The organism is Pleurocapsa sp. PCC 7319 (assembly GCF_000332195.1).
Lineage (GTDB): Bacteria > Cyanobacteriota > Cyanobacteriia > Cyanobacteriales > Xenococcaceae > Waterburya.
Map to the genome: position 1 here is coordinate 4311760 of NZ_KB235922.1, position 13465 is coordinate 4325224.

Consider the following 13465-nt stretch of genomic DNA (forward strand, 5'->3'; position numbering starts at 1 on the left):
TACTATGCTCGTTTACTAGATTGCATAATAGAAAACCTCTATTGAAGCATATTATTTACTTCAATATTGCTTACTTAATAGTAATAGCGTTTTGCTTTCACTCCAATAAGGTTAGCTCTCAAATATTACCTGATGATAGTTTAAATACTCAAGTTAACCAAAATAACAATATTGTAGAAATTACAGGAGGGCAAACTAGAGGAAGTAACTTATTTCACAGTTTCCAACAGTTTTCTCTTCTATCTGACAATGAAGCCGTTTTCGACAATGGCAATAATATTGCTAATATTTTCTCTAGAGTAACTGGCGGTAATTTATCTAATATTGATGGTTTAATTAAGGCTAATGGTGGTGCCAATTTATACTTGATTAATCCCGCAGGTATTATATTTGGGAAAAATGCCAGATTAAATATTGGTGGCTCGTTTCTCGCCAGTACCGCAGACAGTATTCTATTTCCTGATGGGGTAGAGTTCAGTGCAAGCGATCCTCAAGCAAAACCCCTATTAACTATCAATGCTCCTATTGGTCTCAACTTGGGGGATAATCCTGGGCAGATTATTAATCGTTCTGTGGCAGGCGGCTTTGTGGAAAATTTGGAATTTGTCCGCCCCAAATTTACCATCGAGCAAACTCCTGTTGGTTTACAAGTAAAACCGGGAAAAAATCTTTCTCTTATTGGTGGAGAGGTCAAGTTAGACAATGGCAACATTTATGCTCCCGGTGGCAAAGTGGAATTAGGAGGGTTAGAAGAAGCAGGAATTGTTTCAATCTCTGAGAATGGAAGCCTAAATTTTCCAAACGATAAAGTTAGAAGTAATGTATCACTTACTAATCTCCAGCAACTAGAATTTGGAAGTATTGTTAATGTTGCTGGCGAAGATGGAGGCTCAATTAAAGTTCACGGGCGCAACTTAGAACTAAGTGGTAAAAGTTTTTTCTTTGCGGGAATAAAAGAAGCCTCCAGTACTTCAAATGCTCAAGCCGGAAATGTTGAGATTGATGTTACTGAGAATATTGTCTTAGATAGGAGCAGAATAAGTAATATTGTATCTTCTGAGGTTGAGGGCAATAGTGGCAACATTAATATTCAAACCAAAAACCTTTCAATTTTCACATCAAGAGAGTCTGATTCTAATCAAGATATTGGTAACATTAGTACTAATATTTTAGGTACAGGTGATGCAGGAGAAATCACAATCAATGCCTCTGATAAAATTTCTCTGGAAGCGGGAAACAAACGTTTTGGTAGTATTCAAAGTACTATAGAACCAAGTGGTATCGGCAATGCAGGAGATATTAAGATTACGACTGGTTCTTTATCATTAAAAGGACGAAATTCTGTTAGATCCAATACCTTAGGTCAAGGAGATGCGGGAAACGTTACCATCAAAGCCTCAGAGCAAATTTCTCTTGAGGGGCAATTTATCAGTGAAGATTCTAGATTTTCAACGGGAATAGCAAGTCAAGAAAGACCTGGTGCTGAGGGGAATGGCGGAAATATAGTGATTAATACTCCTTTCTTATCTCTAAGTGACTATTCTCAAATTACTGCTTCAGCACAAAGCGGTCAAGGGGGCAATATCAGGATAACAGTTGAAGATCTTTTTCTCCGAAATACCAGTAGGATATCGGTAGGTACAGGAAACATTGCTGATGGCGGAAATCTGTTTATTGATGCTCGATTTATAGTTGCCTTTCCTGAGCAAAGTACAAATCTTCCCAACTTTGCCAATGTTGGTATTTTAGCCAATGCGAATCGAGGCAATGGAGGAAACATTGATATCACATCAACAGGAATCTTTGGTATAGAAGAGAGAGCAGAAGAAGCAGGGGTAAATTTTATTACTGCTAGTTCTAACTTAGGTATAGATGGTGTTGTCGAAATTAATACTCCAGAAATTGACTCCACTCAAGGATTAAAAGAATTGCCGATTGCTTTTACTATTCCTCAACCTGCTGAAGGTTGCCAAGCCAATCGAGATGAAGATAGCAGCAGTTTTATGAACACTGGTCGTGGAGGATTACCTCCTAATCCCTACGATCCCTTAGATAGCAGTGATATGTTCGTTGATGTTCAATTACCTACTGAATGGATTAATGAGTTGACTACTAATTCTTCTGCTTCATTACCAAATTCATTATCAGCAGCCGAGCCAATTATAGAAGCAAATAAATGGGTTCTGAATGAAAAAGGCAATGTAGAACTAGTTTCTGATACATCTAATATTGTTGCGACGTGTGGCGATTACACCCCTTCGAGTGCAAGCCCTTCGGGTAGGCTTCGCGATTGGGCTCCGCCCACCGCCAGAGGCGATTGAACTCCGTCCAGGCTTCGCGATTGGGCTCCGCCCAGCGCCAGAGGCGATTGGACTCCGTCCAGGCTTCGCGATCGCGATGAAATAGACAATAGATATTAGAATTTTATAGTTTATTATGGGTATCTACTTGAGATTAGTAAGTTATTTAGCTCTAAGTATAGCTTCCGTGTACCAGTACGCTAGAGAGCGAAAAAAGTGGAGGATATTTCAGTAACGACAAATTTTCCACAGGCGATCACTTTGATATTCTATAGTTTCTTATCACAATCCAACAGAGAAAAATCAAGCAGATGCAAGCTTTTGTTTCTCGGCAAGTTTGTCGGCGATCGCTTTTCTTAAATAATCATTACGCTCTTTAGCAGGTAATGACATCCAAGCATCATATTGACTAGCAGGAACTCTCACCTGAACTGGTTTTTGCGCTGAACCTTCAGGTGCAATTTTCGGAATTTTCTTTAACCCAGAAGTATTAGGCTTAGGATTTGCCATACTTTTGTTTCGTTGTATACACTGATATGATACGATTAACTAAAAGGGAAGATTGAAGTTTGGACGCTCTAATCTTCCCTACAAACTTAAAGCCAAAATTTTGGCTTTTTATCACTGTATACCCTGTTAAAAGTAAAACAATGAATAATATTAGTATACACGAGACAAAAGTAAGTCCGATTGCTGAAACTTGTCAAGATACTAGTGTAGAGCGATCGCCTTCAACATACATAAATATAAAACTCTACTCAGCGGGCTTCTTTGACGGATTAACAGGACTAAACGCCGAACTTCCTCACCTAAAAGACTACTGGGAAGGCTACGCATTAGGTTATCGAGAATACTGCTGTGGTTTATTAGGGCTTGAAATACCTCCTGGTGAAATACCTATTGAAAGGTTTAGAACTTTGATGGTTGCATAATTTCGGGAATCTTGAACCTTTAAAACTTTCAAACCTAATTACCCAGATTACTTAAAGTCTGAGTAAAACCAACTTTTCTCTATCCCTTCAAACCATGACCAAGAAATATCTCGCTAACCCCTTCAATGCCCTCTATTTCTATCAAGATGATATTACTATAAGTACTCTCCCAGAAATACAAGAAATAGACCAATATGCCAGAGATTTAGAAGATCGCATCGAAGGAGACTTCAATCTCGACTACATCGTCTTTGAGTTTGCTTACAACCGCCTAGCCTATGTCCGCAATGGTCTATTACTGGCTAAGTTAAAGTTCCTCAAACTATACAAAAACTTCGGTGACGGTACTTTCGCCACCTTCTGTCGAGAGCAGTTAAAAATTACTCGCTGGCAAGTCAATGACAACATTAAAGCTGCCAGAGTTTGTCTGGAACTGATTTACGCAGGTTTTGAAATCTTGCCGACTAACATCTCTCAAGCGATCGCCTTAGCTAGTTTGGCAGGAGATGAATTAATTCACGCTTGGCGCAGCGTCATTGAAAGTATCGAACCAGATAAAATTACTCACAAGAGTATCAAGAGTTTTCTGTTTCCGCCAACTGAATCAGATTTACCCACAACTACAATTAAAGTACCACCAAGCCTTCACGAGAACATCCACGCAGAAGCAGCAGCAAGGGGAATGTCAATTGTAGACTTGATTAGAACTATGTTCGAGTTCTTCATTAGTGGTGGAAATTCCCACCTTTTGAAGAGCGACATAGATCATATAGATTACGCTGAAAAAGAGCGTATTTGGCGGAAAGATTTGGCTTCCTTAGCAGCAGAAGATGGATCTACCTCAGTTCGACGAGGTTAAAAACTTAGCAATGCACTAAATTAAAAGTAGCGTTTTAGGGAATTTTTGAGCGTTTATAGCGAACAATAACCATTAAACTACACCCCGAAATTATTAAAGCTAATGCTGATGGAACCAAAGGTAGCCAACCTCCTAAGATAAAGATGCTCCAACAAACACCATATAGAGCGATCGCTACTATACTAGTAATGACGATTCTGTTTAAAGGTTGGGCAAAACGCCAAATTACCAATCCACCCACAAATGACCAAAACAATAATAAACTGGTATCTCCCCATAAAGGCAGCCACCAGATGAGAGGTCTTCGATCTTCTACTGCACTAAGAATTTGACTGACGGCGTGGGCGTGAATGTATGTACCCCTGAGTTCACCATAGGGAGTATCGTGAAAGTCTTGAACGCTTGGGGCAGTGGCACAAATCAAAACTACTCGATCCTTAATTAAAGTTGGCTCAAAATTTCCCTTTTGATTGAGAATATCTCCTAAGCTAATTTCTGGGGCAATTTGTTCGGGATTTGGAGTATTGCGATAATTTATGAGTAGTTGGTTTCCTTGGGCATCCAAATTTTGATATCCGCCGCTACGTTCTTGTAATCGTTTAGTAATTAAAGAACCAAATTGCCAATTATCTTTGATGGTCTTGATCGCTATTCCCCGATCCTCTAGATAAAGATAAATCATTTGCCAAGCAAAAGAATAAGGAGCTTGGCATATTTCTGACTGATTATTACCACTACGAGATAACAGATAACGACGAACAGTATCATCTTGAGAGTTCAAATCTCGATCATCGTATAAATCTACAAACCCAAGTTGCTCAAGAGGGCTTGCTGGAGGAGGAGCAATATTAGTATCAAAAGTACAGACTGAAATTAAATTGTCGCTATTCTGGAAATGAGTGCTGAGTGCTTGATGACCTTGTGGGTCTGCTGTAGGCACAGGAATATCCCGGACAATATCTAAACCGATCGCCCGAGGTTGATATTGTTGCAATTTATCTAATAATTGAGCTAAAACTTGATCGGGTAAAGGATAACCATAGGTATTAAGATCTTGTTCGGTTGCGCCGATGATTAAGAGGCGGGAATCTTTGGTTTCTAGAGGACGGGTTCGCATCAGCAAATCGAAGGTTGCTAACTCCCAACCTTGAAATAGAGACAGCGATCGCAGACCCATAATCAGTAGGGCGATCGCTAAACTCGTAAAGGAAACCAATCCCAGAGAAATTGTGGCTGAGGTATCCAAAGCTAAAAGCTGTTTTTTAACCCAGTGGTGATTAAAAACTGACTGATAAACTGGATTAAAAACTTTAAAATATTTTCCTTGTTTGACTACTAAACCCGATAATTGCAACTCACGATATTCAGAAGATTTCTTGACTTTGATCTTGCCCCGCTGCAAAATCTGCTGATATAGCAAAAGGAGCTTTTTACTGGACTTGGGACTATAGAGAATCCGACTGCGAATCGTTTTTAAATGAGGGGGTTCATCTTGAGTTTCCCAATTCTGAAGCAATTTTTGCTGAATTAATCGTTTAAGCCATAGTGCTTCTTTTCCTGGAGGGATGACGTTGTTAGTTCTAGCTGCCAACCAACAGAGTTTTTGCGTCAAAAAAGGTTGTCCCCCAGTCCAGGTTAAAATCTCTTGTAATAGCTTCTGGGGTTTGTCTGTTAGATGTTTTAATCCCTCTGCCAGAGGGGAACTTTCTGAGAGTTTAAATCCTTCTAGAGCGATCGCTATACCAATGTTAAACGGCGTAGCATGAGAGTCCTCAATTAAATCAGATGGGGTGGCTACTCCTAACAATGCCCAAGTGAGCCTTTGATAAGCGGGTTTGGAGCCGCGAAGATTGTAACAGCCTCGTATAACTGCAAAAAAATCGTCTAAAGAAAAATTCTGACTTAAAACGCGATCAATTTCATCGACAAAAATAACAATTTTCTGTTTGACTTCTACTAAAAGAATTTCTTCAATAAATATCTGTAATCTTTGTACAGGAGACAATAAATCTCGTTGTTCCCGCCACCACTTGCGCCAATTGAATTGTGCTGGTGATAGACAACTCATAGTTATATCTCTAACGATGCCTGCATACCACTGTTCTGGAGAAACTCCCTCTTTGCCAAATCCAGTTAAATCGATAAAGGCACATAGTATCCCCTCTGCTTGAAGTCGAGCCATCGTTCTGACTCGTAAGCTCGACTTTCCCATCTGTCGAGAATTGAGTACATAGCAAAATTCTCCAGCCTTCAAACCATTAAAAAATTCACGATCTGCTTGACGCACTATGTAGGTAGGATCTTCAGTATTGAGACTTCCACCACTGTAACGATAGGCTAAAGGTTGCTCGCTCATTTTTAAGACGTTCCAGGAATATGAAACAGAGTGGAATAGTTAATTTAAAGAACTCTACGAAAATAGTCTCGATATAAATTACATCGAGGAGCTACTCGATTATCTTTTAACTGCACTAAACCGATACTCTGTAATTGATATATTTGCATCGGATTTAATTCTATTGGCTCTTCGGAAGTGACAACCTGTTGGAAAGACTCTGCCAAAGATGGTTTCTGTTGTAGCATTTCTAAGTGTCGCCGTAAATGATGGCTATAAATCCCAGCTTCTTGGGCAGCATTTTCTAATAGTGTTTCCAAATCAACTTGACCGCAACTAAGATAATACATTGCTAAGCGAATTAAGTAAGGATGTCCTCCTAACTTATCCATCAATCGAGTGATTTCTATTTCGCTCCAATCAAGTTGATGTAGAGTGGCTAAATTCTCGATCTGTTCAGCATTTAACTCGAACAATTCTATAGGCACTCCTGCATTGAAAGGGGATTGATTTAAATCCAAAGGGATATAAACTTCTGTAGAATGGGCCATTATTAAACGCAGATTTTGCCAGATAGTAGAAATCTTACCTTTTTCATGCCAACCACGGAGCATACCGAAAAAGTCTTCAATTACTGTAGTGTAAGGAAATAGACGATCTACATCATCTAATCCTAAAACCACGGGGCAATTTAATCGCGGTAATAAATATTCTTCAAAATATGCCGTGCAGTTACCATTACTACCCAAAATTTCTGTATCCCAATAATCATTGAGTTGATTTTCGATTCCTACTTGTTTGCCTACCATCACACAGAGCCAACGCAGAAATTTATCTAAATCGGTAACAATACTTCGATCTACATTACCTAAATCTAAATAAACTGTTTTGTAATGCTGCGATTGAGCTTCAGCCAACACCTTCATCATCAAAGAAGTCTTGCCCATCAACTTTGGAGCTTTAATCCGAATCAAAGAGGCTGGTTTGATAATAGTCTCGTAACAAATAGACTCGATATTATCTCTTAATTGATATAGAGCAGAGTCAGGTGGCACTACTCCTTCTGGAAAAGGTAGACTCTCTAGTCTTGATAAGTTTAATTTGCTTTTAACAGCTACAGTAGCTGTAGTTGACACGTAAGTTAGCTCTGTTTCTGAAGTTAAGGTAGGGGGGGTACTGTGCCTAGTTTTTACCGACGCAGAAATAGTATGATCCAGATTTGCAATATCTTTCCAATTCAAACCTAACGTATCGCAGATATCCACAAAAGTGCTGTAATCTACTGGTTTCCCTGTACAAAATCGACTAACTGTTGATAATGCCAATCCTAAATCAAGAGCTAGAGATCTTTGAGACGGAAAACTATTACGCAATAAGGCAAATTTAACTTTTTTGAGATATTCTCTGTCTACTTTTAGCGATCGCGACATGGTCTTAAAAGTAAATTTAAATTTTGTTGAATATAAAGGGGCTTTGCCCCAGCTATTAGCTATTAGCTGTTAGCTTTTTAATAAAACCCTATTTATTACTACGGTCGATCAGCAATAAACTATGCAATAATTCTACTTTTTGTAACAATTATTTGTAATTTTCTGATCGTATAAATAATAACCTTATTCAAATTAGGAACAGCGATCGCATGATCAAATTAATTTAGAGCTAAAGGCTAAAAGCCAATAGCTTTAAAGATAACCCTCATGGCATGGCTAAGTTCTACAGACTTACTTCACAATTGCTACGTTTTTTTGATTGATGGCAGATGAGCGAACTATAACTCAATACAAAGTCAGTTATTTGTCAGTCATTCTCAGTTTAGAACTCAGTATGCAGTCTGTAATCCTATAGCTATTCATAAAAATTGAGAGTTCATAAATAGCAGATAACAAAGTAGCAAGTAGCAAATTTTACCCTGGCTGCCTGACATTAGAGCTTATAGCTTTTTGATAAGTTTCAGAAATAATATGAAAGTTATTTACTTTATTCAAAGTCATAAAAATCCGGATCAAGTCTATCGATTAGTTAAAGCAATTAAAAAGTCTAGTTGTCATGCTCTAGTTTTAATTAGTCATAACTTTAGTTGTTCAATCTTAGACATCAACAAGCTGAAACAATACTCAGGACTTGAAGTCATTAAAAGAAATCAATCAGCAAGACGAGGTGATTGCTCTATCTTAGAAATTTATCTTGAGGCAATTGATTGGGTATTGGAGCATAATTATGACTTTGACTGGCTGGTTTGTCTATCGGGTCAAGATTATCCAGTTCGTCCAATTCCTGAGATTGAAGCTTTTCTAGCAACAACTGAATATGATGGCTTTATTAAGTACTGGGATCTACTTTCAGAAGATAATCCTTGGGGCAAAGAAGGAGGTGAAAAGCGTTATTTTGCAAAGTATATTCGCCTTCCAGATTGGAGTAAATGGTGGCTCAGAAAATTAACAAGAATTGAACCTTTAATTCCTCTTTTAAACATTCAATGGCGTTACGCTCTAATTGGATTAAGAATGAAAGTAACTCCCTTCAATAAAGACTTTAAATGTTATGGAGGATGGTATTGGAATACGCTCTCAAAAAAATGTATAGAATTCTTGAGCAATTATTTAAAAGAGTATCCTGAATTATTGAAATTTTATCGAAGAACTTTAGCTCCTGAAGAATCGATCATTCCAACTGTATTAGTCAATAGTAATCAGTTTAATCTTTATAATGATTGTCTTCGTTATTTAAGTTTTCCTCCAGAGCTTTTTGGCTATGCTCAATGTCTCACTATTAATGACTATGACAAAATTACCAGTGGCTACTTTCACTTTGCCAGAAAATTTGATTCAAAAACAGATAATAAAATTATAGATTTACTCGATCAATTACTCTAAGTTTAAACTGCAAACAGTCCTAAATTTTTATAAGATCCTCATTATAGAGTGCGATCGCTTTTCGAATGGATCGTGCCCTTGTCAAAATTTAAGTATTAGCTTTGATCTAGATGATCTTAGATTAGAGCGATCGCATTATTGAATTCAAAAGTGCGATCGCTTTTTTATATATGCAAGATTCAACACAACAACTCAATACAAAGTCAATAATATCTCAGTCATTCTCAGTTTAGAACTCAGTAAATGGACTGTAATCCTGTAGTTGTTAATCAAGCTTGAGAGGTAATCATGGATGAAATTCTAGGCGGTACTGGCAATGACTTTTTGGAAGGTACTAACGCAGATGACTTAATCAAAGGATTTTCTGGTATCGATAATTTATTTGGTTTAGGTGGTGACGATTCTATAGAAGGGGGGACTGGTACTGACTTGATTGAGGGTGGTGCTGGTGATGATACCCTCGAAGGACAAATAGGCAATGATATTGTCATGGGTGGCAATGGCAACGATGATATCCGAGAACCAAGAGGTATTTTAGGAGCTCTTGGCCGTGATGATTTTCTTGATGGCGGAGCAGGGAACGATACTATAACTGGAGAACGGGGTGAAGATACACTCGACGGTGGTGATGGCGATGACGAACTTGATGGAGGCAATCAAAATGACACCGTGGTTGGGGGGAATGGCAACGATGTTCTCCAAGGAGGTCGCCAAAACGATATCTTATTAGGTGGTAGAGGTACCGACGATCTTGAAGGAGGAGAGGGCGATGACACTCTCGATGGTGGTCTAGGGACAGACACTTTCGATGGTGGAACGGGCAATGATACCGCAACCTATGAATATTCCTTTACTCCCGATGGAATTGAAGGAGATTTAGGCTCTGGACAAGTAACCTTTAGCAGTGGGATAACCGAAACTCTTATCAGTATCGAAAATCTAATTGGTTCTCAGAATGATGATGACATTAACGGAAGTGATGGTGATAATGTTCTCGACGGTAGTAACGGCGATGACCTTATAAATGGAAATTTAGGGAGTGATACCGTTATTGGTGGTAACGGGGATGATACTCTCGACGGTGGTCTAGATGAAATGACCGCAGACACCTTAGATGGTGGCGCGGGTAACGATACCGCAACCTATGAACATTTTGATACTGATACTATTGATGCACTTGAGGTATTTCTAGGACAAGACAATGACAATGAAGGCATAGCACAATTCACCTTCTTAGAGGTAGAAGATTCACTCCTGAGCATAGAAAATTTCGTTGGTAGTCAGGTTGGTGACGAAATAACCGGAAATAATGATGATAATATTCTCGACGGTAGTGGCGGTTTTGACTTGATATTTGGAGGGTTGGGAAATGATACGCTTATTGGTGGTAATGATAATGTTGGTAACGAGCTTTATGGTAATGAAGGTGATGATAGTCTTGAAGGCAGTAATGGTGATGACTTTGAAATAAGTGGCGGGGCAGGTAACGATAATCTCACAGGAGGTTCAGGTAACGATAATTTAACAGGAGATTCAGGTAGCGATCACTTCATTTTTCATCCTTCTTCTGGTAGTGATATTGATATTATTACGGATTTTGAACCAGGCGTGGATCGAATTGAAATAAATAATGACGGCGATTTTACTTTTTCAGATCTGGAGTTTAATGTCGATGGAGTCCTAGATGCTGGTGATGTTGGTGCTGGAGTAGTCAGCATTAGTGATTCTAATTTGATCCTTGATTTCTCAATCTTTCCATCTATTGATAATGCCGAAATTACGCTCCAAAACATTACATCGCTAGATAGTACCGACATTGTATTTGTGTAGTTTTTAGTAAACACCATCAGAACTAAATTAACTACAAAAAGAAGATGAATTCTAAATCAATTTATTCTTCAGATTTTAAGGCGATCGCTTATATTTTTCCTCTAGCTTCAGAGCGATCGCTTTCCCTAAAAAAGTTTCAAGACAAGAAAATGAGTAAAAGATCGATATGTTTAAAAAACAATAATTCTCATCGAAAAGTATCTTATTTTCCACTTTCCAAATCACTCAAAATTTCTAGTAGTATTTGTGCTGTAATTGGCGGGGTAATGTTGGCGGCAAAACTGGGTATAAGTAGTTATGGTTTTGTATTTTTAGCTTTAAGTTCTAGTCAACTATTAGTTGCTAGTATTCAAAATAAAGACTATTTAACTACAATTTATGCTGGCTCTATTTTTATTTTTGTTGATTGTTTAGGAGTCTATAGATGGCTACTAACTTAAATTGGTATAATCAAGAAATTGCAGATCTAACTCTACAAGAAGTGTACCAAAAAGCAAATTTAGATCGGCCAGGAGATATTCCTAGAATCATCAGATTATTTGAAAATCCTCAAAGTCCCATTGCATTACCAGGAAAAATTAGTCTTCATAACCATGATTGTCTCCATATCCTTTTAGGTAGAGGTGTCACATCCCAGGATGAGGCTTTTGTAATTGGTTTTACTATGGGGAATGATAGTAAAACAAAACTCTGGCATATCAAAATATTTAAGTTTTTATCTCGGTTTATTTATCCTTCAAAATATCGATTTACTCTACAGGAAATGAAGATATTTGATTTGGGTTTTAAGTCTGGTCGTAATTTACCAATACGAAATATTAATCAAGTTAATTTTACTACTTTTTATGATTGCAAAATTAACTATTTGCGCTCATTATTTAGTATTGATATAACTACCGCATTATGAGAATAATTAGATTTTTTTGAGTAGATTTTATACTAATTCCCAAATCTTAGCTAAATCCAATACAAAACCCGATAAAACTCGATACAATGTCAAAATATTGGCAGTAATTCTCATTTCCATACTCAGTCAAAAGTCAGCGAATATAAAGATATCAAAAATATCACAGAAAAAAGATTGGCTGAAATATTTGTTTTCAGATATTCTAAAATGCTTTAAAAAAAGTTAGTAGGTATTAAAAAGACATCAGGCGATCGCTCTAATTTTGGAGGGAAAAACCAATGTGTTGGCTCAAAAATAAATCGATTACAAAAGTACTAATTTGGTTGACAACAGAAATTTTATTTAACTTCGTGGGCATCGATGACTTAGCTGATTACAGCGAGTTCGTTTTTGAAAACAATTCTGACAAGAACGCAGCTAAACTTACTATCGTTATTCAAACATAAAAACTAGAGATGATGAATTGCTCAGTACCATTATTTCTCAAGTTAATAACTTTAAAGAATTAATAAGAGTGATCGTATTTGGCGATCAGTCGGCTACTTGGAGTGCGATCGCTCTTTTTTCTCAAACTCAGTTATAAGTCAATACAAACTCGGTCGAGATCTCAGTCATCTCTTTGTCATAGTTTACCTATTCAGCAGTTTTACTTGGCAACGTATCCACATAATCACTGAATATACAGATATCAATTGAAGTATCTTCAATCAATAAAGAGACAAAAATCATGGAAACGACCTGTAGATACTGTTCTTTAGAAAAGGCACTAAAGTATCAAAATGAAAATGTGATTAATCGATTCACTAAACTTTATGAGCTTAGTTTTGAGGAAGCAAATGATATCTTCTACGAAACTAAGAAATGGCTTTGGCTGATTGCTCAACCTGATTTACCAAAAATGTGGATCATTTATCCCCTCAAGATTATTGACGAGATGTGGCATAACTTTATTCTCTTCACTGATGACTATACTCGCTATTGTCTCGATTACTTTGGTCATTATATCCATCATTCACCAACAACAAAAAGTGAGAGAATTGCCGTTCTAAAAGAGCTTCAAGAAGATTTTTCCGATACTACAAAAAAACAAATCGAAAGAGTTTATCAACAATGTATATCTATTTATAATCAGCTAGGATTAGATACCTTATTTAAATGGTACATTGAGTATCCCGAACAATATGGCGCAGATTTTTTCAAACATCGCCGTAAAGATGATTTTTTAGTTAGAAAACCAACTCCAGAGCTTATAACCTTAGTCAGACAGGTTAAAGCTGGTCGAATTGCTATTACCAAAACTAAGTATTGGACTTTGGACAAATAGCATAATTGTTATTATTCGCGAATGGCGATCATGTTAATAACAATTCAATACAAAGTCGGCATTTTTTCCATCATTCTCAGTCTCAAACTCGGTAATTACTCTGTA

The 13465-nt window shown here is 37.5% G+C and carries 11 protein-coding genes; 8 read left to right on the forward strand and 3 right to left on the reverse strand.

Annotated elements, in window-relative coordinates:
• The first annotated feature begins 41 nt into the window (after positions 1-41).
• Positions 42-2321, forward strand: a complete 2280-nt coding sequence (locus PLEUR7319_RS0123645; protein WP_026102736.1) for a filamentous hemagglutinin N-terminal domain-containing protein — start codon at positions 42-44, stop codon at positions 2319-2321.
• Between the two features lie 282 nt (positions 2322-2603).
• Here the strand turns inward: PLEUR7319_RS0123645 and PLEUR7319_RS0123650 are convergent, their stop codons facing one another.
• Positions 2604-2810: a hypothetical protein gene (locus PLEUR7319_RS0123650; RefSeq protein WP_019507708.1), complete on the reverse strand. Its 207-nt coding sequence runs from the start codon at positions 2808-2810 to the stop codon at positions 2604-2606.
• A 140-nt stretch (positions 2811-2950) separates the two neighbouring features.
• On the opposite strand from PLEUR7319_RS0123650, the gene PLEUR7319_RS0123655 reads away from it, so the two are divergent.
• Positions 2951-3232: a hypothetical protein gene (locus PLEUR7319_RS0123655; RefSeq protein ID WP_144054366.1), complete on the forward strand. Its 282-nt coding sequence runs from the start codon at positions 2951-2953 to the stop codon at positions 3230-3232.
• Between the two features lie 94 nt (positions 3233-3326).
• Positions 3327-4091, forward strand: a complete 765-nt coding sequence (locus PLEUR7319_RS0123660) for a hypothetical protein (protein ID WP_019507710.1) — start codon at positions 3327-3329, stop codon at positions 4089-4091.
• 34 nt (positions 4092-4125) lie between these two features.
• Here the strand turns inward: PLEUR7319_RS0123660 and PLEUR7319_RS0123665 are convergent, their stop codons facing one another.
• Positions 4126-6447, reverse strand: coding sequence for a CHASE2 domain-containing protein (locus PLEUR7319_RS0123665; RefSeq protein ID WP_019507711.1), 2322 nt, complete (start codon positions 6445-6447; stop codon positions 4126-4128).
• A 44-nt stretch (positions 6448-6491) separates the two neighbouring features.
• Positions 6492-7856, reverse strand: a complete 1365-nt coding sequence (locus tag PLEUR7319_RS36495) for an AAA-like domain-containing protein (RefSeq protein WP_019507712.1) — start codon at positions 7854-7856, stop codon at positions 6492-6494.
• 531 nt (positions 7857-8387) lie between these two features.
• On the opposite strand from PLEUR7319_RS36495, the gene PLEUR7319_RS0123675 reads away from it, so the two are divergent.
• The 5 genes from PLEUR7319_RS0123675 to PLEUR7319_RS38470 all read left to right on the forward strand — a co-directional run bounded on the left by PLEUR7319_RS0123675 (position 8388) and on the right by PLEUR7319_RS38470 (position 13360).
• Positions 8388-9299, forward strand: a complete 912-nt coding sequence (locus PLEUR7319_RS0123675) for a beta-1,6-N-acetylglucosaminyltransferase (protein ID WP_019507713.1) — start codon at positions 8388-8390, stop codon at positions 9297-9299.
• Positions 9300-9587: 288 nt separating this feature from the next.
• Positions 9588-11129, forward strand: a complete 1542-nt coding sequence (locus PLEUR7319_RS36500; RefSeq protein WP_019507714.1) for a calcium-binding protein — start codon at positions 9588-9590, stop codon at positions 11127-11129.
• Positions 11130-11173: 44 nt separating this feature from the next.
• Positions 11174-11569 (forward strand): hypothetical protein, encoded by a 396-nt coding sequence (locus PLEUR7319_RS0123685; RefSeq protein ID WP_019507715.1) that lies wholly within the window; start codon positions 11174-11176, stop codon positions 11567-11569.
• On the forward strand, positions 11554-12036 hold the full coding sequence (locus PLEUR7319_RS0123690) for a hypothetical protein (RefSeq protein WP_019507716.1): 483 nt from the start codon (positions 11554-11556) through the stop codon (positions 12034-12036). Before PLEUR7319_RS0123685 ends, PLEUR7319_RS0123690 begins: the two co-directional genes overlap by 16 nt.
• Positions 12037-12763: 727 nt before the next feature.
• Positions 12764-13360, forward strand: a complete 597-nt coding sequence (locus PLEUR7319_RS38470; RefSeq protein ID WP_019507718.1) for a hypothetical protein — start codon at positions 12764-12766, stop codon at positions 13358-13360.
• Positions 13361-13465 lie beyond the last annotated feature (105 nt).